The 25668-nt window shown below is 45.0% G+C and carries 25 protein-coding genes and 1 pseudogene; 11 read left to right on the top strand and 15 right to left on the bottom strand.

Annotated elements, in window-relative coordinates; genetic code table 11:
- Positions 1–60: 60 nt before the first annotated feature.
- Positions 61–675 (top strand): TetR/AcrR family transcriptional regulator, encoded by a 615-nt coding sequence (locus tag AB1L08_RS01540; protein WP_413062911.1) that lies wholly within the window; start codon positions 61–63, stop codon positions 673–675.
- 544 nt (positions 676–1219) lie between these two features.
- On the opposite strand, the gene AB1L08_RS01535 is transcribed toward AB1L08_RS01540, so the two are convergent.
- Both AB1L08_RS01535 and AB1L08_RS01530 read right to left on the bottom strand, forming a co-directional pair.
- Entirely contained in the window at positions 1220–1945 is a 726-nt protein-coding gene (locus AB1L08_RS01535; RefSeq protein WP_413062910.1) for a hypothetical protein, read from the bottom strand.
- 186 nt (positions 1946–2131) lie between these two features.
- Positions 2132–2872 (bottom strand): coiled-coil domain-containing protein, encoded by a 741-nt coding sequence (locus tag AB1L08_RS01530; protein ID WP_413062909.1) that lies wholly within the window; start codon positions 2870–2872, stop codon positions 2132–2134.
- Between the two features lie 178 nt (positions 2873–3050).
- Between AB1L08_RS01530 and AB1L08_RS01525 the strand changes: the two genes are divergently transcribed.
- Positions 3051–3386: a DoxX family protein gene (locus AB1L08_RS01525; RefSeq protein ID WP_413062908.1), complete on the top strand. Its 336-nt coding sequence runs from the start codon at positions 3051–3053 to the stop codon at positions 3384–3386.
- 3 nt (positions 3387–3389) lie between these two features.
- Here AB1L08_RS01525 and thiD read toward each other — a convergent pair whose 3' ends face one another.
- Entirely contained in the window at positions 3390–4214 is an 825-nt protein-coding gene (thiD, locus tag AB1L08_RS01520; protein ID WP_413062907.1) for a bifunctional hydroxymethylpyrimidine kinase/phosphomethylpyrimidine kinase, read from the bottom strand.
- Positions 4215–4619: 405 nt separating this feature from the next.
- Here thiD and AB1L08_RS01515 point away from each other — a divergent pair, with 405 nt between their 5' ends.
- The 7 genes and pseudogenes from AB1L08_RS01515 to AB1L08_RS01485 all read left to right on the top strand — a co-directional run bounded on the left by AB1L08_RS01515 (position 4620) and on the right by AB1L08_RS01485 (position 11800).
- Complete coding sequence (locus AB1L08_RS01515) at positions 4620–5453, top strand: PHP domain-containing protein (protein ID WP_413062906.1); 834 nt, start codon at positions 4620–4622, stop codon at positions 5451–5453.
- Positions 5450–6244: a sugar phosphate isomerase/epimerase family protein gene (locus tag AB1L08_RS01510; protein ID WP_413062905.1), complete on the top strand. Its 795-nt coding sequence runs from the start codon at positions 5450–5452 to the stop codon at positions 6242–6244. Before AB1L08_RS01515 ends, AB1L08_RS01510 begins: the two co-directional genes overlap by 4 nt.
- Positions 6241–7044, top strand: coding sequence for a 5'/3'-nucleotidase SurE (surE, locus tag AB1L08_RS01505; protein WP_413062904.1), 804 nt, complete (start codon positions 6241–6243; stop codon positions 7042–7044). Before AB1L08_RS01510 ends, surE begins: the two co-directional genes overlap by 4 nt.
- Positions 7041–8096 carry an ABC transporter substrate-binding protein gene (locus tag AB1L08_RS01500; protein ID WP_413062903.1) on the top strand — a complete coding sequence of 352 codons (1056 nt, stop codon included), beginning with the start codon at positions 7041–7043 and terminating at the stop codon, positions 8094–8096. Before surE ends, AB1L08_RS01500 begins: the two co-directional genes overlap by 4 nt.
- Before the next feature lie 12 nt (positions 8097–8108).
- Complete coding sequence (locus tag AB1L08_RS01495; protein WP_413062902.1) at positions 8109–9848, top strand: ABC transporter permease; 1740 nt, start codon at positions 8109–8111, stop codon at positions 9846–9848.
- On the top strand, positions 9845–10933 hold the full coding sequence (locus AB1L08_RS01490; RefSeq protein ID WP_413062901.1) for an ABC transporter ATP-binding protein: 1089 nt from the start codon (positions 9845–9847) through the stop codon (positions 10931–10933). Before AB1L08_RS01495 ends, AB1L08_RS01490 begins: the two co-directional genes overlap by 4 nt.
- Before the next feature lie 130 nt (positions 10934–11063).
- Positions 11064–11800 (top strand): annotated as a pseudogene (locus AB1L08_RS01485) (GTP pyrophosphokinase).
- Between the two features lie 54 nt (positions 11801–11854).
- On the opposite strand, the gene AB1L08_RS01475 reads toward AB1L08_RS01485, so the two are convergent.
- Both AB1L08_RS01475 and AB1L08_RS01470 read right to left on the bottom strand, forming a co-directional pair.
- The gene (locus AB1L08_RS01475) at positions 11855–13480 is read right to left on the bottom strand and encodes an MDR family MFS transporter (protein ID WP_413062898.1); all 1626 of its coding nucleotides are present in this window, start codon (positions 13478–13480) and stop codon (positions 11855–11857) included.
- The gene (locus AB1L08_RS01470; RefSeq protein WP_413062897.1) at positions 13450–13926 is read right to left on the bottom strand and encodes a MarR family winged helix-turn-helix transcriptional regulator; all 477 of its coding nucleotides are present in this window, start codon (positions 13924–13926) and stop codon (positions 13450–13452) included. Before AB1L08_RS01470 ends, AB1L08_RS01475 begins: the two co-directional genes overlap by 31 nt.
- Positions 13927–14179: 253 nt before the next feature.
- Here AB1L08_RS01470 and AB1L08_RS01465 point away from each other — a divergent pair, with 253 nt between their 5' ends.
- A complete protein-coding gene (locus AB1L08_RS01465; RefSeq protein ID WP_413062896.1) occupies positions 14180–14569 on the top strand; it encodes an SLAP domain-containing protein in 390 nt (129 codons plus the stop codon).
- Between the two features lie 24 nt (positions 14570–14593).
- Here the strand turns inward: AB1L08_RS01465 and AB1L08_RS01460 are convergent, their stop codons facing one another.
- Positions 14594–14776, bottom strand: coding sequence for a hypothetical protein (locus AB1L08_RS01460; RefSeq protein WP_413062895.1), 183 nt, complete (start codon positions 14774–14776; stop codon positions 14594–14596).
- Positions 14777–14882: 106 nt separating this feature from the next.
- Between AB1L08_RS01460 and AB1L08_RS01455 the strand changes: the two genes are divergently transcribed.
- Entirely contained in the window at positions 14883–15680 is a 798-nt protein-coding gene (locus AB1L08_RS01455) for an HAD family hydrolase (RefSeq protein WP_413062894.1), read from the top strand.
- Positions 15681–16220: 540 nt separating this feature from the next.
- Here the strand turns inward: AB1L08_RS01455 and AB1L08_RS01450 are convergent.
- From AB1L08_RS01450 to AB1L08_RS01410, 9 genes are all read right to left on the bottom strand, one after another.
- On the bottom strand, positions 16221–16682 hold the full coding sequence (locus tag AB1L08_RS01450) for a stage III sporulation protein AH (RefSeq protein WP_413062893.1): 462 nt from the start codon (positions 16680–16682) through the stop codon (positions 16221–16223).
- Positions 16679–17581: a DUF4349 domain-containing protein gene (locus AB1L08_RS01445; protein ID WP_413062892.1), complete on the bottom strand. Its 903-nt coding sequence runs from the start codon at positions 17579–17581 to the stop codon at positions 16679–16681. The genes AB1L08_RS01450 and AB1L08_RS01445 overlap by 4 nt, the downstream gene beginning before the upstream one ends.
- 157 nt (positions 17582–17738) lie before the next feature.
- A complete protein-coding gene (locus AB1L08_RS01440) occupies positions 17739–19103 on the bottom strand; it encodes a hypothetical protein (protein ID WP_413062891.1) in 1365 nt (454 codons plus the stop codon).
- A gap of 20 nt (positions 19104–19123) precedes the next feature.
- Positions 19124–20125: a PfkB family carbohydrate kinase gene (locus tag AB1L08_RS01435; protein ID WP_413062890.1), complete on the bottom strand. Its 1002-nt coding sequence runs from the start codon at positions 20123–20125 to the stop codon at positions 19124–19126.
- A 1-nt stretch (position 20126) separates the two neighbouring features.
- Entirely contained in the window at positions 20127–20762 is a 636-nt protein-coding gene (locus tag AB1L08_RS01430) for a bifunctional 2-keto-4-hydroxyglutarate aldolase/2-keto-3-deoxy-6-phosphogluconate aldolase (protein ID WP_413062889.1), read from the bottom strand.
- A 17-nt stretch (positions 20763–20779) separates the two neighbouring features.
- Complete coding sequence (locus tag AB1L08_RS01425; protein WP_413062888.1) at positions 20780–21631, bottom strand: SDR family oxidoreductase; 852 nt, start codon at positions 21629–21631, stop codon at positions 20780–20782.
- A complete protein-coding gene (gene uxuA, locus AB1L08_RS01420; protein ID WP_413062887.1) occupies positions 21628–22674 on the bottom strand; it encodes a mannonate dehydratase in 1047 nt (348 codons plus the stop codon). The genes AB1L08_RS01425 and uxuA overlap by 4 nt, the downstream gene beginning before the upstream one ends.
- A gap of 42 nt (positions 22675–22716) precedes the next feature.
- Positions 22717–24207, bottom strand: a complete 1491-nt coding sequence (locus AB1L08_RS01415) for a UxaA family hydrolase (RefSeq protein WP_413062886.1) — start codon at positions 24205–24207, stop codon at positions 22717–22719.
- On the bottom strand, positions 24204–25661 hold the full coding sequence (locus AB1L08_RS01410; protein WP_413062885.1) for a tagaturonate reductase: 1458 nt from the start codon (positions 25659–25661) through the stop codon (positions 24204–24206). The genes AB1L08_RS01415 and AB1L08_RS01410 overlap by 4 nt, the downstream gene beginning before the upstream one ends.
- Positions 25662–25668 lie beyond the last annotated feature (7 nt).

Below are 25668 nucleotides of genomic sequence, written 5' to 3'. Positions count from 1 at the left end.
GTACAATGCATACAGGCTAATATATACATAAACATTTTTCATCCTGAAAGGACGAACCAAATGAACGGAACAGACCAATTAACGAAACGACAATTGAAAGCACTTCAAACAAGGGAAAACCTGCTCAAAGCAGGCCGCGCCGTTTTTCTGGAAAATGGATTCCAAAAAGCCACGATGACACAAATTAATAAAATGGCCCATACAGGCTACGGCACCGCGTATGTGTATTTCCGAAACAAAGACGAACTGTTTGCAGAGTTAATGGAAACAATCATGCAAAAAATGTATGAAGTGGCAGATCTCCCCTTCCAGCCTAAAACGAAGGAAGAAGCCTTTTCCCAAATTCAAAAACAAACAGAGCTTTTTTTAAAAGCCGCACTCGAAGAAAAAGCGATCATGCAAGTTGTGAAAGAAGCGATCGGGACTTCAGAAATCGTTAGTGAAAAATGGAATAAAATCCGGACACGCTTTGTAAACGGCATCAAAGCAGATATCAGCTTCGTTCAAAACGCAGGACTTGCGCGCCCGGACCTGGATGCACGCCTGATCGCCAAGGGCTGGTTTTACATGAACGAGCAGCTCATGTGGGATCTCGTCTTGGGGGAAGTAAGCGGGGATATTGAAAAAGTGGCGGAAAATCTCGTAAAATTGTATACTGGAGGGCTTTATAAGTAGAGAAAACCAGACATTCGGGGATGTCCAAAAAGCCACTAAAATAAATCAGACGGAGCCGTCTGATTTCCACGGAAGTTGGCATGTTTTCAATTTAAATATGATGGATCTTCATACAGAAGAGAAGCTTAATGACGGGTTGAACATTTATGGTGAACAGGGAACATGGATTGTACGAAAATTCATGCGGATATGCGCTCTTTCTTATGAAAAGCAGAGGTGGCAAATGTTGGACAAGCATTCTTTTTTATTGATGATAAAAACCGTTTGCTTTCTTGTGCTTTTTTTCTTTATTCCATTAACGCCGGGATCACACATGACCAAAGCAGGTGTCGAAAATCAAACATACAAGATTGCCGGAGGGACATACCTTGGCCTATAAATAGCTCGGTTCCCTTCAAGGGGGACTGGCACCAGAGGAAAGTAATCCACCAGATCCGAACTCAAGGGTGGATTACTTTTTTTGTTAAATGACAGCAGCGCTAGAATAAATGTACTTCCTGCATGTAAAAAACCGCCCTTCCAACTTGGATTGGCGGCCTTTCTTTTACATCCCCGGATGATCTTCCATGAAAAGTATTTTCTCTTCCCTGAAAGGAAACAGCTTCATTTCCCTCGCTCTTTCACCGTGATTAATCATAATCTCATGGAAGATTTCTTCGTCCGACTTTCCGTCTGTTTCAACCCCAAGCTTTTCAGCGGCCCGGTAAATCATCGTATGGCGCACCTCTTTGGCCAGTTCGCGAAGATCCTTTCCTTCTGTGGAAATGCCCAGCTCTTTTGCATGCTTTAGGATTTGCGCTTCCCAAACTTCACGCTTGAGCATCTTCAACGATTTTCCTTCCGTGGAAATGCCGAGTTCTTTTGCCTGTTCGGTGACCCTGGCCCTTTTCACCTCTTTTTTTAACGTTTTAAGATCTTTGCCTTCTGTTTGAATACCGTATTGCTTCGCAATATTCTTCATCCAAACCATTTGTATTTCTTTTTCCAGCTGCTCGGTCGTTTTTCCCTCGGTATTGATCCCGAATTCCTCTGCCTGCTTTTTGAGATACTTCTCTTTTATTTCCTTATGCAGGGTCTCGGTATCTTTTCCTTCCGTGTCGATTCCCATCATCTCGGCGTATTTTTTCGTTAATTCCGGAGTATTTTTATGTACATGTTCCGCCGAAAAGGAACGATTTCCAGATTCCTTTCCATGGACCGCCATCGCTGTTCCCACAAAGCCCAACACTAAAGAAAACATTAACATTGCTGCCGCGTACAGCCTTTTCATGAAAAATTCCTCCCTATTGGTAAAATAATCTTCCTTTAGCATGCCCCATTGTTCGCGGATCATGAGCTTTTTTGACAGTCCTGGATCGTATTCCCGACGGTTCCGGATCACATTTCCGGTTTTCAACAGAACAACTGCAAAAAAATTCCCGAACACCAGCCATTTTGGCTTGCATTCGGGAATTGCCTAGTCTGTATCCTTTTTTTGCTTCTCTTTTTGCTCGACCAAGAAAACTTGGCCAGTCATCAATTTATATATATATGAAGAGGTCAGCTTATAGCTGTTTTCGATTTTATCTGCCAAGTGGCCGGCCCTTTCAAATAAGATCGATCGAAGATTTGTCACTTGTCTCAACACTTTTTCCGTTAATGCTTCTTGGCTGTCGAGCCTTTCAATGACCTCTTGATGATTTGCTTCCAGCTTGGAAATCTGGTCCGCCATTTCCTTCTGGAGCTCATGCTGTTCGTGCAAACTGGATAAAAAATGTTCGTTTATTGCTTCCTGCTTTTCCAAGCGGTTTTCAATTTCTTGATGAGTTTTTTGAAGGCTGTGCAATTTTTCCATCATTACCTGCTTAAATTGGCTTTCCTCATTCAGCATTGCCTGAAGACGCTCGTTTTTGCTTTCAATGTTCTCCAGCCTGCTTTTTGCATAATTCTCGAATTCATTCTGCTTATCGTTATATTTCCGCTGTTCATTTAATCTATAATAAATCTTTTTCCAACGTTGTTGTTGGTCATGTTCTTGCCGATGTACCTTATCATGCAGCCCATGTAGTGATTCATTGATTTCGGAGTGCACCCGCTTTTGTTCTTCAACAAGATCGGACCAATAATCGTATTTGGCAATAGATTGGTTCGGCTCGTCAATCTCCTCTTTATTTTTAAAAATATAGGGATATTCCTCATCGTTATAGTATATAGCCACTTTTCCACCCCCTTGACGCTGCTGTATTGTATTAGTTTATGCAGATGCGCTGACAAGGGTAACAATGAGACATCCTGGCCGCAAGCAAAAAAAAATGGTTTTTTAAAAAAATGCTCATTTGCAGTCAAAATTTCCATATGTATATAAACAGACGAGCTCTTTTTGGGGGGGATAGGCTTTGACGATCGTTCGATATTTAGTCGGTTATGTGTTTATCACTTCCGGAATCATGAAATTCATCAATCCTGAATTGGCTGAAACATTTAGTGGCCTGAATCTGCCTTTTCCGCTGCAATTCATGACCGCGGTTGCCGTTATTGAAATCACTTGCGGCTTATTGATCATCCTGAAAAAATGGGTCCAAAAAGCGGCATTTCCGTTAATCGGCATTATGATCGGCGCGATTATTTTAACAAAACTGCCTGCCTTGGATGATGGTTTTATACAGTTTGCTTTTAACGCAAGGCTGGACATCGTGATGCTTGTGCTCCTGACTTACCTATACTTTGAGTGAAATTTATTCCACCGTTACTTTTACCCCTTTTTCCCCGTATTTATGATAGGCGGCGTGATACGTTGGACCAACGCCCCGCTTGAATTTGATTGAATGGCGGATGGCGGCGGTAATAAATTTTTTTGCTTCCTCTACCGCTTCGGGAACCTTTTTGCCTTTTGCCAGTTCGGCTGCAATCGCCGCGGAATAACTGCAGCCCGCACCATTCGTATGGATCGTGTCAATTCGCGGAGCCTCCAGTACATAATATTTTTCCCCGTCAAATAACACATCGATGGCGGGACCTTCCAAGCGCCCTCCCTTGACAAGCACGTATTTCGGACCCAGCTCAGCCAGGGATTTCGCTGATGTTTTTAAATCCTCGACTGTTTTCAGTTCGTCCCTTTCGAGCAGTCTGGCAGCTTCCGGCATATTGGGCGTAATAATCGCAGCCAGTGGGATGAGCTTCTCTTTCAGCGCCATGATCGCTTCGTCTTTTAATAAAGGGGAACCCATTTTCCCAATCATGACTGGATCAACCACAATATTGGACACACCGGACTCCTTTATCCATTGTGACACCTTTTCAATATTTTCTTTCGTAAACAGCATGCCCACTTTGATCGCATCAGCCCCAATATCCCTAAGGGCTGTATATATCTGGGCTTCTATTGCATCGAGCGGCAAAGGAAAAATCCCCTGATCCGTCCTTGGATGATTGGCCACAATGGCCGTAATGGCGCTCATTCCGAACACATCAAGCTCCTGGAATGTTTTTAAATCCGCTTGAATCCCCGCCCCTCCTCTTGCTGCTGAACCTGCAATGGATAATGCTCTATGTATACTCATGTCACCCATTCCTTTCCTTTGATATTTTTCAGCCGGACCTAGCCAGGTTCACCGTTCCCATCAAAATGACCGTATATGAATTCCCCATCTCATTTTACCAAGAAACATTTTATATTTCTTTTGCGGGACTCTTGATGAAAAAATGGTTTGTAAAAACCTGTTCCTTTCAAAATGTAAACTGCGTGTTAAAAATTTACAAATGATTCATATCTCCCTATGTAGGATCTCCTGAAATTTCCCTGGGCTGCCTGGGCTTTTCCCCTATTTTTCAAAACAAAAGCGCAAATGAAAGCGACGTCCGCATTTACAATAACTTTACCATTCACTTAATGAATGCTCATACGGGATTGATGTTGCTCCGCTATTGTTATAGATGAAAATATTTCAAGAAACGGAGGGAGAATCATGAAAATCGATTTGCATATGCACAGTACACATTCGGATGGTGAGTGGACGCCTCTAACATTGGTAAAAGAAGCCGGCTTCCGCGATGTATCCGTCATGGCGATTACGGATCATGATGAAATTGCAGGTTCAAAGGAAATCCGGGAAACCGCCGCGGACAAGGGAGTGACTGTTATCCCGGGAATCGAGTTAAATACAGACGGCAATCAAGGAGAGCTGCATCTATTAGGCTATGGGTTCGATTATGAAAATAAGAGTTTGAAAGAGTATATTCATTGGCGGCAGCAGGAAAGGATTATTTGGAGCAAGAAAATCGTGGCCAAGCTGCAGGAGCTCGGGTTTATGGTTGACTGGGAAGCATGTTGGAGACGCGCAGGAGAAAAAGTCATTGTCCGGACACATATTGCAGATGAACTTGTGGCCCAGGGCTACTTCGTTGATCAAGAGCACGCTTTTCAAGCTCTGCTTAAAAAAGAGGCGCCGGCCTTTGTTGAACGGGAAGGACTTTCGGCAACGGAAGCAATTGATCTTATTCACCATGCCGGCGGAAAGGCTTTTTTAGCGCACCCGGGAGAATATACGTGGGAGTGGTCCTTGAAAACATTAGTGGATGGAGGGCTGGATGGAATCGAAGTTTACTATTCGAGACATAAACAAATGACTACATTGTATTGGAGTCATATGGCCGACAAATACAAGCTGTTAAAAAGTGTCGGAAGCGACTTCCATGGCCCAGGATCGAGAAGTCCGTACCCGATTGGCTCCGTTCATTGTAACCGGAAAGAAGTGCTGGGCTGGCTGAAAGAACTTTGCAGCAAGGAGGGAGTGCATTGAAGTTATATGCCTCATCCACATTAATGTGGGGAAAGGGAATCCGAGAAATAGGACAACTGGCCAATAAATTCAAACTGGACGGCATCGAATTATGGGCAGAGCAGGCTTGGTTTTGCCATATGAGTACGCGGGAGATTGTCCAAGTGTCCAGACATTACGGGTTGGGCGTAACGGTCCATGCAGCAAGCTGGGATTTAAACATATGTTCACTAAATGAAAGGACCCGAAGGAAATCCCTTGAAGAAATTTATCGCTCCATAGACTTTGCAGCTGCCATTCAAGCAACAGACGTAACGATCCATCCCGGGCGAAGAACATTGTCCAATGAATGGACCCCGTGGCATGAGGAAGTGCTGAATCAGAGCCTTGATCAATTGGAGGAAGTGGCCAACGACTATGGAATCACTTTATCCATTGAATTAATGGAAGAAATCAACAAAGAATTTATCACGACAGCCGATGCGTTAAACCGGTTAGTCGATCACCGGTCCGAGGCCATTCAAACCACGTTTGATGCGGCCCATATTTCACTTGACAAAGATGTCATTCAGGTTTTCGCCACGCTGCACCGTGTAAATAAAATTCATTTGAGTGACTCAACAGCAACACAATATCATGTTCCACTCGGGGAAGGGGAAATAAAACTGAAACGATTCCTGGAACAAATCATGAAAAAAGATTTCATAACGGTTTTGGAGGGATATGACACGAGTGAAAATGTTTCGATGCTTCGGAAGCACCTTTCTTATTTAGAGACATGCTACGAAACAATGAAGGAGATGAAGGTTTGAAGTTTTTAGTAACGAATGATGACGGCATCTTTGCGCCTGGCCTGGAGGCTCTCGTTGAAGTTCTTCTGCACTTTGGGGAAGTTCATGTCATCTGCCCGGATCAAGAAAACAGTGCCGTCAGCCATGCCATTACTTTAAGGCAGCCGATAAAGGCGGCCAAAATGTCGCTGTTTGGACCAAATGTCCCTGCATGGGCCGTCAATGGAACGCCGGCCGACTGTGTCAAACTCGGTTTAGACATTTTAATCAAGGAGCCGCCCGATTTTGTCGTATCCGGAATCAACCCCGGACCGAATCTGGGGAGGGATGTGTACTATTCAGGAACGATGGCCGCTGCATCAGAAGCTGCGTTGTACGGCATTCCATCCATTGCCGTATCATTGGATCGCTTAAGCAGCCAAAACATAAACTTTCAATATCCGAAAAGGCTATTGTACGAAGTATTGGAAACATTATTGGCCAACCAAATCCCAAAAGGCGTATTTGTCAATATCAACGTGCCTTATATCGGAAAGGAAGCGTGCAGAGGAGTCCGCGTTGTTCCGCTTGATCTGTCTGTAAATCGGTATAGCTATGTGGGCCTGAATGATCCGTACGGCCATGTTTATTACTGGTTAAAAGACAATCTTTTTCATCTGGCTGATTTTGCGAAAGAAGGGGACTTTGCAGCGTTAAAAGAAGGCTATATCACTGTTACACCCCTTGAAGGAAAAGCTTGTCATATGAAACACATTCGAAAGTTTGAAAAATGGTTCAAACAATCGAAGAGCAAAATTCAACAGGAGGAATTCTACTCATGAACCGATTTGTTTATGCTGTTCTGGCTTCATCCGTGCTTTCATTAGCCGCTTGCGGCGGAGGCGGATCATCCGCAACGACCCAGGACCACTCTTCCAAAAGCCCGTCAAACAGTGCAGATGCAATGGAAAGTGAGGTTTCGGGAAAAATTCAATTTTACACCTCCCAGCCGGACAGTGACGCGGCGGAGCTTGTGAAGGAATTCAACAAGGTATATCCCGATGTGGAAGTAGATGTTTTCCGTTCGGGAACGGAAGAGGTCATGAGCAAAATTGCCGCAGAGCATAAAGCCGGAGACATTCAGGCAGATGTTTTATTGGCAGCGGATGCCGTTACATTCGAAACGTTAAAGGAAGACGGCCTTTTGCTTTCATACGAGTCACATGAAAGCAACAACATCCCAAAAGAATTTGTTGATCAAGACCACATGTATACAGGCACAAAAGTGATGGCAACCGTGCTGGCGGTCAATACGAATGAAGTGGACCAGATGCCGGCTTCATGGAACGTGTTAACGGAAAAAGATGCAAAAGGAAAAGCGCTGATGCCCAGCCCGCTTTATTCCGGGGCCGCTGCTTATAACACAGGCGTTTTTTCCCGCCAGGAGCATTTTGGCTGGAAATTCTTTGAAAAACTGCATGATAATGACATGACGATTGTGCAGGGAAATGGTGCTGTATTGCAAGCCGTTGCCGGCGGAGAAAAAGCGTATGGAATGGTTGTCGACTACCTTGTCGCCCGCGCGAAACAAGAAGGCTCCCCTGTTGACATTGTTTACCCCGAAGAAGGGGTCCCGGTTATTACCGAACCGATCGGCATTATGAAAAATACGGACAATCCAGATGCGGCAAAGGCTTTTGTGGACTTTGTTTTGTCGGAGAAAGGCCAAGCGCTCTCCGCGGAGCTGGGATATGCCCCCATTCGCGAAGGTGTCAAAGCGCCCGAAGGATTAAAGTCCATTTCGGACTTGAAGGTGATCTCTCATGATGTAAAAGAGCTCTTAAAAACCCGCGAAGAAGACAAACAAACTTTCAGCGAGATTTTGGGAGAGTAGGAGGCTGAAAAATTGGCTGAACAACTCTTGAAAGGAAGGTTCTCCACAGAGAAATCTTCCTTCTCCTTTGTATCGAAACAAATCATGAAACGTACATGGTTGGCGATTGGCCTTATCCTGATTTTTTTCCTTTTCCTATGGCCTGTCATTCGCCTGATTGCTTTGAGCTTTTCCACTGACGGCGGCTACGCGCTTTCCAACTATGCCGCTGTTTTGCAGGAGCCAAAAACTTGGAAAATCTTAACGAACACTGCCATGATCGTACTAGGATCGACCATCATTGCCTTATGGCTGGGCGTATCCTTCGCCTGGCTGATCGCATACAGTGATGTCCGGGCAAAAAAATGGCTGCATGTCATGATTATGTTGCCTTTTATCGTTCCATCCTATATCGTCACCCTGTCCTGGACCCGGTTTTTCAGCAAAAACGGGATGGCTGCACATTTGCTCGACTTTCTTCCCGGAAATTTGGAACCGCTCAATCTATATAGCCACACGGGGATCATCCTCATTTTGGGACTGTCTCATTATCCGCTTGTTTTTTTGTTGACGACAAGCATATTAAGGAGAATTCCCCGGGAACTCGAATGGGCCGTCCGTTCATCCGGCGGGAGCCGCTGGACTGCATTTCAAAAAGTTACTTTGCCGCTTGCGCTTCCGGGAATTGCCGGAGGAGGGCTGCTTGCCTTTCTGGCCAATCTCGATAATTTTGGGATCCCCGCATTTTTGGGCATTCCTGCCAATATTACCGTATTAAGTACCGCCATTTATCAGGAAATTGCCGGATACGGGCCAACCGCCTTTGCCAGAGCAGCCACATTTTCGGTCTTATTGGGAGCCGTTGCCTTAATGGGAACGTTATTGCAGTGGTTTTTGCTCAAAAGATCCAAAGAAAATGAAAACAGCGACATAGATGTGAAACCCCGTTTTTCGCTGGGACGTTATCGTACAGCGGTTGAGGCCGTACTTTGGGGTTTTCTGTTTTTCATCGGCGTTGTTCCGATCATCTCGATGCTTGCTTCTTCCTTGATTCGCGCGTACGGCCTCCCATTTTCCCTGGAAAATCTGACATGGGATCACTACCGCTTTGTACTGCTTGAAGATGAAAAAGTACAGGGAGCCATTTTTAACAGTTTAAAGCTGGCGATTGGAACAGGGATGATCTGTTTAGTGGCAGGTACCGCCATTGCTTATTATCGGGTTCGGAAAAATACGGCGGCGGGTAGATTTATGGAGTTGGCTGTAGGGTTGCCGTACGCATTGCCGGGAATGGTATTGGCGCTGGCGATGATTTTAACGTGGATGGAGCCCGTTCCCGGCTGGAATCCCGGCATATATGGAAGCATTTGGATCCTATTTATGGCATATGTGACAAGGTTTTTGATTTTACAAGTCCGTGGAAGCATGACGGCCATGTCCCAAATCGCCCCGTCCATGGAGGAAGCGGCTCATAGTTCCGGAGCCGGAACAATTGTAAAATGGCGAAAGATCATGCTGCCTCTACTGCTGCCGGGTTTATTGAGCGGCGCCTTGTTGGTCGTGCTGACAACGCTAACCGAACTTACTGTGTCTGCGCTTCTCTGGTCAAGCGGATCGGAAACGATAGGGCTGACGATTTTTAACTTTGAGCAGGCCGGTTATACGACCTACTCCACAGCCTTTTCGGGAATCATCATCATGACCATGTTGATTTTAGCCGTTATTTTTCTGGGATTTCAAAAGATTTACGAACGAAAGGCAGGACAAAAATGAGTACAATCATTACAGGTGTTTCCAAACATTTCGGTCAAACAACAGCACTTTCCAATATTGACCTGGCCATTGACACTGGAAGCTTCACAGCCATTTTGGGGCCTTCAGGGTGCGGAAAAACGACTCTTCTCCGACTGTTGGCAGGGTTTGAAAAACCATCAACGGGGGCGATTACAATGAATGGACAGACGGTTGCAAGCCAAAAGAAGGCCATTCCCCCTGAAAAACGTAATATCGGGATGGTTTTTCAATCTTTCGCTCTCTGGCCGCATTTAAAAGTAAAAGAACAAATCCGGTTTCCGCTGAAGCATCACCCATTCACCCCCATGGAGATAAAGAAGAAGGAAAAAGAACGGGTACTGAAAATGCTGAAGATGACTGGATTGGATAAATTTGGAAACAGAATGCCCAATGAATTGTCCGGCGGGCAAAAACAACGCGTTGCCATTGCCCGCGCATTGGCTCCGCAGCCAGCCCTGTTGCTGATGGATGAACCATTAAGCAGTTTGGATGCGGAATTGCGAATGGATCTGAGAAAGGAAATTCAAACGATCCACCGAAAGATGAATACCTCTGTTGTCTATGTGACCCACGACCAGGGAGAGGCACTGGCGATGGCAGATCAAATTGTCGTCATGAAAGATGGCAAAATCGAGCAGATCGGAACACCGGAAGAGATTTACATGAATCCAAAAACTCTGTTTACAGCAACCTTTGTTGGAAAAGCCAATTTAATGAGAGGTACGTGGTTTGGCGATCATTTTAGCCCCCATGCCGATCCATCCGTTATTTGGGAGGGGAATTGGGTCTCCCCTGAGATTAAAGAACAAGGATTTTTTCCGGTACGGCCGGAACAATTTCAATTAAAAAAGCCGGGGGACGGAATCGCCGGGAAGGTAAAAAATGTGATGTTCCAGGGAAAAGAAATTCATTACTCGGTAGAAATCAGGGACGGTTCCCACATCAACATTCACAGCGGAAATGAGATTCGTTTTGAACCAGGAGATCACGTTGCCGTCATCATTCACAATCCTTGTCCAACTGGGGAAAAAAAATTGAACGTTCCTTCTATCCATGCCCATTGATCGTCATAGCACCAGAGAGTCAACAGTGCGTCGGGGGCTCTCTTTTTTCCTGTTTCTAATCGTTAACCATTCATCTTTCACAAATGACATTACAAAGTTTATGATTAATCAAAAGGAGTCTATTTATCAGATGAAGGCAAAAGCAGCAATCGATTTTAATGCCATCAAATATGCCAAGGAAGAGCTTGACCGGTTTATGATGCCGTACAAGCTTGCATTGGATGAGGTCAATACAAAAATTGATAGTTTAAAACAGGAGTTGCAATATGTGAATGACTACAACCCGCTTGAACATGTAAAATCAAGGCTCAAATCCCCGAACAGCATTTTAAGAAAAGCTGATAAAAAAGGATATGATCTTTCATTGATTTCAATCAAAGAAAACATTCGGGATATTGCGGGCGTCCGTATTACATGTTCCTTTATGTCAGATATATATCTGATCAGCGAGATGCTGCAGAAACAAAAAGACATGACAGTTGTTGATTGCAAGGACTATATTCAATCACCAAAGCCAAACGGCTATCGCAGTCTCCACTTAATCATTCAGGTTCCCGTTTTGATGTCACACAGAGAAGATCGTGTGTTTGTTGAAATCCAGATTCGAACAATCGCCATGGATGTTTGGGCAAGTCTTGAACATAAGATTTACTATAAATATGATGGATACATTCCGAAAGAATGAAAGATGAATTAACGGATGCGGCTCTTTCTGCCTGCCGGCTTGATGAGAAAATGGAAGCTATTCACAAGAAAGTGAATCAAATCAAAAAACAGCGGGAAAGCAGCAGTGAATTGGCATCACGGATTTCTGACGATTATTTGCTGCTCCCGCCGGGGCTTCATATGAAACAATGGCGTGATTAACGTGATATTTTCATTCTATGTATACATCAGATTTTAATCGCAAAAAGGAGTTTCCTATGATTTCTCCGAAGCAAGCATTACATTGTTACGCCTGTTTGTGTTCGTGTCCTTTTCCGAACGGAGCGGAATTTCCTTCAGGAAGAATGTCAAGAAGACTGAAACAGCCATGACAATGGCACCTGCCATAAAGGTGCTCGTAAGGGCATAGCTGAACACTTCACGTACATTATCCAGCATATGGGCGGCCATTGCTTGAAGATCCGGCGGCAACTGGCTTTGTATTTGCGCCAATTTTGGCTGGTCAAGCAGCAGTTCGGGATTCATCAGCTTTTGCAGTTCCACAGCTTGGGCAGGATCCATTTGATCCGCCGGGACCGCGCCGCCGGCAAACGTTTCTTTCATCTTGCCTGCCATATGTGAATTCATGACCGTACCCATTACGGCAATACCGATTGTACTCCCGAGGGAGCGAAACAACTGGGATGATGCGGTGACGACTCCCAATTGTTTGGGTTCAACAGCATTTTGTACTGTCAAGGAGAATACCGGCATACTCATGCCAAGCCCAACACCAACGATGGCCATATAAATCATAACCAAATACACAGGCGTATCCACATGCATGAAATGTAATAGCGCCATTCCAAATGTCGTAATCGTCAACCCGATTATTGCCATCTTTTTATACTTTCCGGTTCTTGAAATCAATTGGCCTGCAATCGCCGTAAAAAAGACCATGACAAGCGAAATCGGCATCATGACATAGCCGGCAAATGTAGGGGAAATTCCTTTAACGCCCTGAACGAAGAACGGAACGTAAATCATCGCTCCCATCATGCCCGCCCCCAAAATAAATCCGACCAAATTTGAAACCGTTACAATGCTGTTTTTAAAAAGCGAAAGCGGCAGAACGGGACTTGTCACCTTGGATTCGACCAGTACAAAGATCATTAGCGATACGGCTGCACAGCCGAATAGTCCAAGGATTTGCCAGGAATCCCAAGCATATTTCCCTGCTCCTTCACCGGCCCAACTGAAAGCAAGCAATAACGGAACAATCGTAAGCGTTAAAAATAATGAACCGAGATAATCAATGGACTCCCCTGGCCGGCGTTCCACTTTTGGAAACAACACCCATATCATTCCAAAGGCAACAACCCCGAGCGGCAGGAAAATCCAAAAAACCCATTGCCAATCAAGGTGATCAACTACATATCCTCCAAGTGCAGGCCCAAACACGCTCGATAAACCGAAAATCCCGCTCATAAGCCCCGTCCAACGCGCCCTTTCCCTTGGTGCATACAAGTCCCCGATGGCCGTAAAGGCCGTGGACATGATAATCCCAGCTCCAAGGCCTTGTATGGCCCTGTAAACAATCAACTGCAAAATGTCATTGGCTAGGCCCGACAAAAACGCACCGAGCATGAAAAAGCCAATCCCCGTCAATATAAACGGTTTACGGCCGTATATATCGGACAGCTTTCCCACAAGAATGGTCGCAACCGTCGATGTCAACAAATAAATGGTAATCGCCCAAGTATAATAGTCCATGCCGCCAAGGTGTGCAATGATTCTCGGCATCGCCACCCCAATAATCGTCTGATTGATGGCCGCAAAAAACATGGCCACCATAATCGCGATCATAACGGTTATTTTTCGTTTTTTTGACAAATGTTCCATTCGGCCAATTCCTCCCTCAAGTTGTTCATATTTTCCTCAGCATGTTCAAAAATACGGACAAGCGTCTTTATGTCAGATTCGTCCAATCCACTGAAGATCGCTTTAATGGCTTTTCTTCCTTCCTGCCGAAGACCGTTTAACGCTTTTTTTCCTTTTCCGGTTATTTCAAGATAAACAACCCTACGATCTTCTTCATCCCGGACACGGCGGATAAACTCATCGGCAATCAGCTTGTTGGATGAACTCGTAACAGCGCCGGGCGTAAGCTTCAAAGCATCAGCCAGTTCCGTCATTTTTTGCCTTTCCTTTTTTTCAAGCACAAAAAGAATATATGCCTGCGACCCTGGAAAATGATGGTCAAATATACTTTTCCATATGTAGTTCATGCTCCTGGATATGCTCCAGTACAGTTCCTCAAATCTGGTAAATTCCTGGCTGTTTGCCATCTGCCGCACCTCTTTTAACGAATAAATATTTTAATCACCAAATACTTTAATCATTAAAACACCTAACCATTATATTTTTTCATATTTGATGTATCAACATTTAGAGAAACTTATTTCATGGTCATCCAATGTCAAAAAAACAAGTATAAAGATTATTTCTCGGGAAATATGACAGCGCAAGTGACATAGCCGGCCCATTCGTTTAACATATGGAAAAGAAACGGATTGTTAATGAAAGGAAGGATGGTACCCAGTGGCTCTTTTACAGTTTCATCCAGTTTGGGGGAGTACATTAACCGAAAAACAAAAAGAAGCATTTTTCCAGGCAGTTCAAAATCTCCCGCCATCATCAGCCGAATGCAGCGCTGCTCTATTCAGGGGAAAATATAAGAAAAATGGAGGACTCGTTGCCACTGTTCTATTAAGAACCGGGCTGTCCCATGACTTGCACATTGAGAACATAAAGGTGAAAATCTTGGAGGGAAACACGGTCATTGCGGAAGGGATCTTTTCACCAAACATCCACATATATACTGATTGCGCATACCCATGGTCTTTTGTTTTCTCCAAAGAAAGGGTATACTCAGTTAATTCGGATCCAGATAAGTGGCATGTCTTTGTTTCTGTATTACGTGACCTTTAAAAAAAGAGTGGCAGGTCCACTCTTTTAGATGTCATCTTTCTCAAACACGATTTTCAACCCTTTGATATCACCTATCCGTTTGATCCAATACTCACTTTTTTCGGACATGATATCACTTTCTTCTTCATGGGCAATATTTACCAGCCACGGTTTCCCTTTCTTTAGGAAGGACAGGTCTTCCGGCAAATTTTTACCTTCCAGAAACACGTCTCCTGCTTCCCGACAAACTTTACTTAATCTATAAACTGAGTTTACCAGGCTTTCATATTCAGATGATATCATTGCTTTATCAACGAATGAGGAGGGAGTATAAATGAATGTACGCGCAGTATTTATTGATATGGATGGGACGCTACTAAAGGCCTCAAATTATATTTCCCATCGAAATATGGAAGCCATTTATAGACTCATGAATCAGGGAGTAAAGGTTTTTCTAGCCACTGGCCGACACTATGAAGTAACCGCTCCCTACCATAAAGAAATTGGATTACAAACCCCGATGATCTGTTTGAATGGTGCCGCTATTCACGATGCAGAGACAGGGAGGATTATGGAAATGAAAACCGTTCGATTGAACGAAGAACGCTTTCACCATTTGACCGCTGAAAGTCCATATAATGTTGTTATCCACACGGCAAATGGGCTTTATTGTAAGGAAACAAATGAAGAAATTGATTATTGGACAAATGTTGGGCAAATTCCGCCACGCTATATTGGGGACTTAAGACAGGTAAATTATCAAGATGTTCTTAAATATAGTGTTCGAACAGGTGCACCAACTCCTGAATTATCTGCTTTGTTTAAAAAGGAAGCAGCAGTCATCGATTGGAACGACGGGTTTGAACTGGTTGCTCCTAACATTTCCAAATGGTCAGCTATAAAAAACTTGCTTACCGAACTTCGCATTAGCCCAAATGAAGTCGCGGCCATTGGCGACGGACCCAATGATATAGAAATGCTTCTTCATGCCGGCATTGGTGTGGCAATGGGGAACGCGAGCGAAAAGGTGAAAGCAGCAGCTGACTTTGTTACAGGACATCATGAAAATGATGGATTAGCTGAGTTTATAGAACGTTATCTACTTTTATCATATAGATCACATGCGATTTAGAGTTTTTATTAGCAATATATTTTAATCAGATGGGCATTTTCATTCATGTATTGGTTTGTTTAATATCAACTTCTTTGAATTAACGAATTGCTCTTATTTCCCCCAAAATGCATATATAATAAGGATTTCCTAGATTTTATTCAAGTTTTCCATTGTCGTATGGCAACCCTCTTTCCATGCTTCTGAAAGCAGCATGCTTTTCCACTCTCACACTATGAATCATTCCAGTATGCCTTTTGATAAATTCCTTATTCTATCATCATATTAGATTTTGCCATTACTTACCGCATTCAGCAATTGGAAAAAGAAAACGATATAGCCATTTTTATCAGGGGAAATAAAGGAGTCCAATTCACTTCGCAGGGAGAATTTCTTGTAGAAAGTTCTAAAAAACTATTAATTGAACGCGAGAAACTCATTGAGCATATTCAGAGTTGGAATGGTGAAGTACAAGGGACCTTGCTGCTTGGTGTCGCTAATCACTTTGCCAACTAAGAAGTTTATTGAATTTATGGTCAAGGGGCTGTTCAAAAAGCCCCTTTAGATTTCATCTTCCTCAAACGCGATTTTCAGCCCTTCGATATCACGTATCCGCTTGATCCAATATTCACTTTCGGACATGATATAACTCTCTTCTTCATGGGCAATATTCACCAGCCACGGTTTCCCTTTCTTTAGAAAGGACAGGTCTTCCGGCAAATTCGGCTGCATCCACTCGTAAAGGGAATCGGCCCTCTCTTTTACTATTTTTCTGGCATGTTCATCCGCGCTGTAATAATACACCCTTGCCTTTTGTCCTCCGCCCAATAAGGTCCCCGTCCATTCATTTGTTACAACCATTTCTTTTAAAGAACTTTCCAGCTCCTTTAAAATCGGTTCCAGCTGCCTCGTTGAACCCAAATCTCTTCTGACAACCAGATGGAATTCGTCGCATAGTTCAAAAGCCAGATCGATAAGCTTTTCGTAAGTTTCTCCTTTTGGGTTTTCCTCTATAATAATCATTCTTTTTTTCTCTTCCTTCTTTTCACAAAATAATAAACCCCTAAACCAATCACTGCCACCAGAATAATAACCGGCAGGTTCCCGACAAAAAATACGACAAGACTTGAAGCCGCCGCAAGCAAAAAGTTCACGCTGACAGCAAGCTGCTTTTTCGTTTTTTCCCACGTATTCAACTGATCTCCATCTACCCCGGGGACAACAACCCTATTTTCCTGCATGGAAATGTCCACTGTGGAGTAGGCGGTTTGGTTTTCCAGGTATTTCATTTTGCCGACGATAACTTCAATGTCCTCCTGGACTTTCGCCAAATCACGTGATATTTTCAATAAATCTTCGGTCTTTTGCGCATCTTTCATGAAATCAAGCAGCCGCCTCTCTACCGCCCGCTTTGATTTTAAGCGGGATTCCAAATCGACATACTCCTCTGTCACGTCCTGACCCGTGACAGTTCTTCCCATTATTTCGGCAGCCGCTTCCTCTGCATCGTTCAGAAACTGCTGAAAGTGTTTTTCGGGAATGCGGATTGTTAAATGCCCGCTCATAAGTTCATTTTCTTCTCTGTAAATATTCGATTCTACGATGTATCCCCCGTATTCCTTCACCTTTTTCTCGATGTCTTGCCGGGCTTTCTCTAAACTTTTCACTTTCACTTCCAAATCAGCCCTGTGAATAATCATTCTGTCGTCTGTGTCAATGATTGCCTCTTTTTCTGCTTCTTTTGGTTCATCAACCGTGGAATTTTCCGTCTCATTCCTCATCGCTATTTCATTGGAAGCGGATGAATCACTTGATTTGGCCATTTCCCCGCTGCTGTCCGGCGAGTCATCCGAACTGCAGGCCGCCAAGGCAAAGGCGGTTATTATACAAAGCAGCAATGAGAAGAATTTTTTTATCGCCATCGATATTTCCCCCTTTCTTATTTGACGATTAAACCGATGAAACATTACACAAAATGATCTCAACTTTTGTTCAGTTTGCCATAACCACCTTGCAGGGTCAAAAGAAAAAAGACAAACCTCGAATGGATTGTCTTTTTATAAATGGAAATGTTCCCTTTTACAGTAAAAAATAAGCGATCATCGTACCGATCGTTCCGAACAAGAGGGCAAACGGCATATTCCTTAACGTAATGTGATACGGGCTCTGTTCTGTGTTCATGGACGTCAACGTGACGACAAGCCCGTACGTTCCCACCGTCAGTGTGGCAACAGCACCTGTGACAAGGACGATCGCAACGCTGACCGGATTCATGATCTCCAGCAAAATGGATATGACCCCGCCAAGTATTCCAATGGTCGCAACCGGATGAACGCCAAACATGCTCATAAAAATAAAAAAGACCTGGATGAAGATAAAAATAAGGAGCGGGTATTCCGAAAGAGCCAAAATAGGCTTTTCCATCACTTCCATAAAGGAAGATTCATTTAAACTGTTTCCGAACAAAGATAACGAAATAAATAATACAACAAAATTCTGCATTCCGTTTGTTTTCTCTTTCCAATTTTCCCAGCCGTCCGCCAGAAACGGCCGCCCTTTTTTCATCAACAAAGACCAAGCGAATGCGAAAGGGAAAATCAGAATGGTTACCGTTAACAGAAATTCCAAATCAAATATATTGCCCGACACAATTACGAAAACGAGAAACAGCACCAAAGCCGCCAGCAAATGAAACAGATTGACTGCCATTGTTTTGGCGTCAAACAAGACTTTATTTTGGGCTGAATATGGATGTTTCCGATAAAAAAGCCTTCCCCAGATCGCATCAAGGAAAAACGTGATTCCGGCCGTTAAAAGGAGCCACGGCAACAAAGAAAGGTATTCGACCCCCGTCGTAAAAATACTGACGACCAGCAGCAGTTCCAACGGGCTCCATAAAAGAGCCAAAGTAAATCCTCTCAAGGTTGCCGCCGATATAAATGAATCCCGTATCTTTTTAGGGAACGATGATAAATTTTCCTTTAAAACGTCCTGGGAAATGGAGGCGGCTGACAAATTTAAAAAAGCAGCCAGAACGAGTGTCGTAATCGAGCTGCGCGGATATAACTTCCCCAAATCAGATACATTTGTTTCCAAAAGCGATATGAGCGTCTTGTCAAAACCACCCACTCTTACGACACTGTTCATCCATGGGAGCATGCAAAGGAGGGCCAAAACAGACAAATTGGACACCATCCATAAAGGGATTTGCATCAAATCATTTCCCGAAGTGATAAAGGCAAACAGGCCAATCACAACAAAAGCTCCGCCCAACACTTTAAATAATCTCGCGGCACCTGAAAAAGAAATAAGCAACAGCAAGATTGCTAACACGCCAACGATATAATCGAACTTATTGTCAGCAAAAACAACATTCCATATATGAAGTAAAAATACCAAACTGTATAATACGTATAGATAACGAAAAATGGCTAATCGCTGCATCAGTTACTCCTTTACCCCGGTTACCTGCTTACATCCCCGCCCTGCTGATTCAAAAATTCGTTGACCTCTTCTGGTGTAAACCGGTTGTAATCGCCAGGCACGGCATGCTTTAATACACTGGCTGCCGTCCCAAACTGAATAATTTGTGTTGGTTCATCATTTTGCAAAATGCCATGGAGGACTCCGGCTGCAAAAGCGTCTCCTCCTCCAATACGGTCTATTATATCAAACTTATGTGTTGTGCTTTTGAATAAGGAGCCATTCTTGTATAAAAATCCTGTCAAATCGTTTCGGCCTGCCGAATAAACGGTCCGCTTTGTACTGGCAAACACTTGAATCCCGAAGCGCCCGGCAAATTCCCCATAAAATGCTGCCAAGCGTTCTTCATCAAAATGGTTCGGCCCGTCAAGCCCCCATAAAAGTGTGAAGTCCTTATACCCCATAAAACAAATATCCACATACGGCAACATTTCCTGGAACGTTTCTTTTGCCTCGGGAAGACCCCACAGTTTGCTTCGGTAATTAAAATCAAAGCTGACCCGAACATTGCGCTTTTTCGCTTCACAAACAGCTTTTATCGTAAATTCCTTCATTTGGCTGCTTAGAGCAGGCGTTATGCCGGTAATATGCATTACATCTATTTCTTGGTATACAGCATCCCAATCCAGCTCCAACATCGGCAGTTCATTGACTGCAGAATATTTACGGTCATAAATCACTTTTGCCGGTTTTAATGAAAAACCTTCTTCCAAAAAATAGCTTCCGAGCCTGTCCCCCATTCGGTACACCCATCTTGTGTCAATTCCCGCCATTTTAAGATGAGAGACGGCTGCCTCTCCGATATCGTTCGGCGGGATGGCCGTCAGGTAAGAAACAGCATGGCCAAATTGACTGAGAGACACGGCAACATTTGCTTCAGCCCCTCCAAAATACACATTCAACTGATCTGCTTGCTTCAGCCTTTTTTTATTAACCGGGGTAAAGCGCATCAGCATTTCCCCGATTGTCAACACGTTCGCCATGTTAATCACCAACCATTCTTACGGATTGTCGAAAAGACCGGGCCAGCGCTTCGACCTTTTCATAATCTCCGGTTTTGGCAGGCTTTGTAATTTCGCCGCCTACACCAACCATTGCCGCGCCCGCTTTCAGCCAGCCGCCCACATTGTCAAGAGTTATTCCGCCTGTCGGCATGATCTCGATGTGAGGAAGCGGACCGTGAATATTTTGAATAAAGGATGGTTGAAAGGCATCGCCCGGAAACAATTTAATCACCGATACACCGTATTCGGCTGCCTGCAGCATTTCATTGACAGTCATGCACCCGGGAAGATACGGAATACCGTATCTGTTGCACAGCTTCGCTGTATTGGCATCAAATCCCGGACTGACGATAAACTTCGCCCCCGCCAAAATGGCAATCCTCGCCGTTTCACTGTCAAGAACCGTTCCGGATCCGACCAGGACGTCTCCGCCTTCAGCAGACAACGTTCTGATTAAGCGTTCCGCTCCAGGTACGGTAAATGTCACCTCAAGCAACTTAAGACCGCCTTTTATACAAGCCTGCGCTGTTTCATAGGCCATGGAATGATTCTCACCTCGAATGACGACTGCTAATTTATGAGAAATCATTTCTTTTAAAATGTTGTACGCCTGCATCGTTTTCCCCTCCCTTTCTACACGCCTGAATAGGCCGAAAAACCGCCATCCACCGGTACGACAATGCCATTGACAAACCCTGAAGCCCGGTGGTCAGCAAGCCATAGAAGCGTCCCCACCAGCTCTTCCGGCTGCCCGAAGCGCCCCATTGGCGTCTGGGACAAAATTTTATTCGCCCGATCACTCAAGTTCCCGTCTGCTTCTATTAACAGCCCCCGGTTTTGTTCTGTTAAAAAGAACCCTGGTGCAATAGCATTCACGCGGATGCCCATTTTTGAAAAATAAACGGCGAGCCACTGCGTAAAATTACTGATCGCCGCTTTCGCCCCGCTGTAGGCCGGGATTTTCGTCAGTGGCCTGTACGCATTCATCGAGGAAATATTAATAATCGTACATTCTTCCCGGCCGACCATATCCCTGGCAAAAACCTGGGTGGGGAGCAGCGTCCCGAGGAAATTGAGGTGAAAGAGGTCCTCGACCGCTCCTGGATTGAGGTCAAAGAACGATTGCTCTGTTTTTTCCGCTAAATGCTCCTGTTCCAAATATTCGTGTGTAGTCGTGGCCTTAGGGTGATTTCCGCCGGCCCCGTTGATTAAAATGGAACAAGGTCCTATTTCCTGAACAACTTTTTCATGCAGCTCTTCAAGCGCTTCTTTATTCAGGACGTCAACGCTGTATCCGTACGCTGTTCCTCCGTCTTTCCTAATCTCGTTGAGAAGCTGTTCGATCTTCTCTTTGTTTCTTGCCAGTACAACAACTTTCGCTCCTGCTGCGGCCAGCGCTTTTGACATGACCGAGCCCAAAACGCCGCTTCCTCCGGTGACAACGGCCACCTTGTCCTGCAAATCTATGTTAAAAGGCAATTTCATTTCCCTGACTCCTGTCTATTAAAAGCATCAAGTATTCCATGAATGTAAGCAGCACCGAGTGCGCGGTCAAACAGCCCGTAACCAGGACGCCCTTCTTCTCCCCAAATCATCCTGCCATGATCCGGACGGACCGGCCCGTCAAAACCCGCATTCTTCAGCTTTTTTAAAATGCCCGGCATATCAAGTGAACCGTCACGGGCCAAGTGGGATGTCTCCTGGAATGATTTTTCGCCAATCCACTTGATGTTTCGTGCATGGACAAAGTGAATGCGCCCCTTCGCCGTATCGATAATCTCAAATAAATCATTGGCAGGGTCCGCTCCGTAAGAACCTGTACAAAACGTAATGCCATTATGGCGGCTGTTCACCGTTTCAAGGATATAGCGGACGTTTTCATTATTCGTCACCACCCGCGGAAGGCCGAATATCGGCCACGGTGGATCATCCGGATGAATGGCCATAAGAATGCCTGCTTCTTCTGCAACGGGAATGACTTCTTTCAGGAAATAAATCAGATTTTCCATCAGCTGCTCTTCCGAAAGCTTCCTATAGTAATCCATAATGATCGCAAGCCGTTCTTTCTCATATGACAGATCCCAGCCGGGCAACACCAAATCCCCGCTCAGCGGATCGATGTTTTTCACTTTTTCATGGTCGTATAGCAGGGAATTAGAGCCGTCGGGCAGCGGAGCATTGAGCTCGGAGCGCGTCCAGTCAAAAACCGGCATAAAGTTGTAGCACACTACTTTCACACCGGCTTTGCCCAAGTTTCTTAACGTTTCTTTATAATTGGCAATCCACTTATCGCGTCCGGGCAGCCCCATTTTGATTTCCTCATGTACAGGTACACTTTCAATGACATCCAGCCGCAAGCCTTTGCTTTCCACCTCTTTTTTCAATTCCATGATTCTTTCGTACGGCCAGACTTCTCCGGCCGGGACATCATAAATGGCCGACACGATGCCAATCATCCCGGGTATTTGCCGGATATTATCCAGCGTGACCGGGTCATCGGCACCGTACCAGCGAAAATTCATTTCCATGCAAAGCACTCCTTCCAAAAATAACAACGTTGTTAAAACAAACTACAACGTCACGCCCGTTTTAAAAATGGCCAGTTCCCTGAAGTCATTCACTTCGTTTTTTACAGGCTCTCCGCTCGCAACGGAAATAATATATTGAATAAAGTTTTCCAGCACTTCTTCAGCCGGAACATCTTCAATCAGAGAGCCTGCGTTAAAGTCAATCCAGTGGCGCTTCTTTTCATATAAAGGCGTATTCGTCGAAATCTTCATCGTTGGAACAAACGTGCCAAACGGGGTCCCCCTTCCGGTCGTAAACAATACGAGCTGGCAGCCTGCAGCAGCCAAAGCCGAAGAAGCTACGAGGTCATTGCCCGGCGCACTTAACAGATTGAGCCCTTTTTTCTTCAATATACCCCCATATGGCAAAACGTCCACAATCGTTGCCTGGCCCGCCTTTTGCGTACAGCCGAGAGACTTGTCCTCTAGGGTGGTAATCCCGCCTTCCTTATTGCCCGGGGAAGGATTTTCATACACAGGCTGGTTATGGTCAATAAAATACTGTTTAAAATCGTTAATCAAATGGACGATTTTTTGAAAAACTTCTTCATTATCCGCCCGTTCCATCAGCATGGTCTCGGCCCCGAACATTTCAGGCACCTCCGTCAATACGGTCGTGCCTCCCTGCGCAATGAGAAAGTCCGAAAATCTGCCAAGCAGCGGATTGGCCGTTATGCCCGATAGGCCGTCCGAGCCTCCGCACTTCAAGCCCACTTTTAGTGCAGACAGTGGAACCTCTTCCCTTTTGTCATCCTTAGCCGCCTCAAAAATTTCCAGCAGCGCCTGGACACCCGCTTCCATTTCATCGGCCACTTCCTGGCTGACCAAAAACTTCACACGATTTTCGTCATACTCGCCAAGAGATGCGCGCAATGCCGGCAACTCGTTGTTTTCACAGCCAAGTCCCAAAACCAGCACCCCTCCGGCGTTTGGATGCCTAATGACATTTTGCAAAATGGTCTTGGTGTTCTCATGGTCGTCGCCGAGCTGGGAACAGCCATATTGATGTTTTAACACATGGATATGTTCAAACGGGGAAATATCGCCTACCTCCGCCTTGAACTGCCGGATGATGATTTCCGCGATGCCGTTGACGCATCCCACTGTCGGGACGATCCACAGTTCGTTGCGGATTCCGACTTCCCCATTTTTCCGGCGGTATCCCCTGAAAGTCAGATTCCGGTTTTCATGGGGCAGTTCCGCCAGCTTCTGTTCAAACCGGTACTCCTGCAAATCGTCCAGATTCGTCTTCGTATTGTGCGTGTGAACATGCGACCCCTTCGGGATAAAGGCCGTTGCATGGCCAATCGGGCTGCCGTATTTCATGACGTCTTCCCCTTCGGCAATATCCTTGACCGCGATCTTATGGCCGCGCCTGACATCCTCTTTCAGCTCGACGCTCCCGCCGTCTTCCGCAATTTTTTCGCCTTTTGAAAAATCTCTTAAAGCAACAATCACATTATCCTGATGATGAATCTTAATGGCTTCTTTCATTCAAAGCCGCTCCTTTCCAGCGCGCTTCCCATTCCGTCTTTTTCAATTGAAATGAGAAAGCTAGCTGTTGTTTCCAAAAGACCCGGCACTTCGTTCAAATTCCTTCCCCACAAACGTTCATTGCCGAGCACGCGTTGAACCACTTTTTCCAATCCGGCGTCTGTGCGGTCACATTCTTTCCATAACGCTTCAAACCATTGTAAAATATCGGCATCATCCGCAAGCGGAATGTCTTCCGTTCCCCTTTTCCCTTTGTAAAAAGATATCCATGCAGCAAGCGAAAAGGAAATTCGCTTTGGAACACGGCTGTACTTTTCGGCATAAGCAAGCAGCATCGGCAAGTTCCGGGTGCGAAACTTGGACATCGCATTCAAGGCGATGCTTTTTAAATAGTGCTGTACATAGGGATTGGAAAACCTCGCCAGTACATCTTCCGCAAAAGTCTTTGTCTCCGCTTCAGGCAAATCAAGCGCAGGGATGACTTCTTCGAAAATGAGCCCTTCAATAAAGCGTCTCACCACTATGTTTTCCATTGCTTCCCCTACCGTATCAATCCCGTACAGATACGCAACGGGTGTCATTCCTGTATGGGCGCCGTTTAAAATATACACTTTGCTTTCGCGGAACGGGGCAAGATCTTTGACGACTTTTACATTTAATCCTGCAGCTTCCGCCGGGAATTCCTCTTTTAACGACTCCGGCCCTTCAATTGCCCACAAATGGTACTGTTCTCCAACAACTATCAGACTGTCCTTATATCCGAGCTCCCGGCGGATGTTGTTCATTTCATCTTTCGGAAACCCCGGAACGATGCGGTCCACAAGACTGTTGCAAAAATAATTGGCCTCTTCGATCCAGTTCGAAAAATCCGCGCCCAAGTCCCACGTCCTGGCATATTGCAAAATAATCTCTTTCAGCCGCTCCCCATTTCTGTCAATCAGTTCACAGGGTATGATATACAGGCCTTTTTCCCGGTCCCCTTGAAAAAATTGGAACCGGTGATGCAAAAAGGCTGCCAGCTTGGCAGGAAAACTTTGCGGCGGCCGGTCGCCCAACCGATCTTTTTCAGCAAAGACAATTCCGGCTTCTGTCGTATTGGATACGACAAATCTCATATCCGGGCTTTCAGCAAGTTTCATATATTCGTCATAATCCCGATTCACGTTCAAGGCACGGCTGATGGAATGGATGACTTCATGGTTTCTCCGGGGAACCCCATCAACGATCCCCTGCAAATACAGGGTGTACAGCCCGTCCTGGCTGTTGATTTTGTCCGCAGTTCCACTGTTCGTCGATTGAATCGCAACGACACTCCCGTTGAAGCCCGTCTTTTGGTTCATTTCATGAACCATCCAATCCGTAAACGCACGCAAGAAATTTCCCGTGCCAAACTGGAGCACCTTTTCGGGATATTCTTGATAACCTTTCCACATCTGTTTATTTAACGTTTGCAAACACATC

The sequence above is a fragment of the Siminovitchia jepli genome, assembly GCF_047228825.1.
Classification (GTDB): domain Bacteria; phylum Bacillota; class Bacilli; order Bacillales; family Bacillaceae_C; genus Siminovitchia.
Note: the sequence above shows the minus strand (reverse complement) of the source record. Positions and strands in the feature narration are given on the sequence as shown.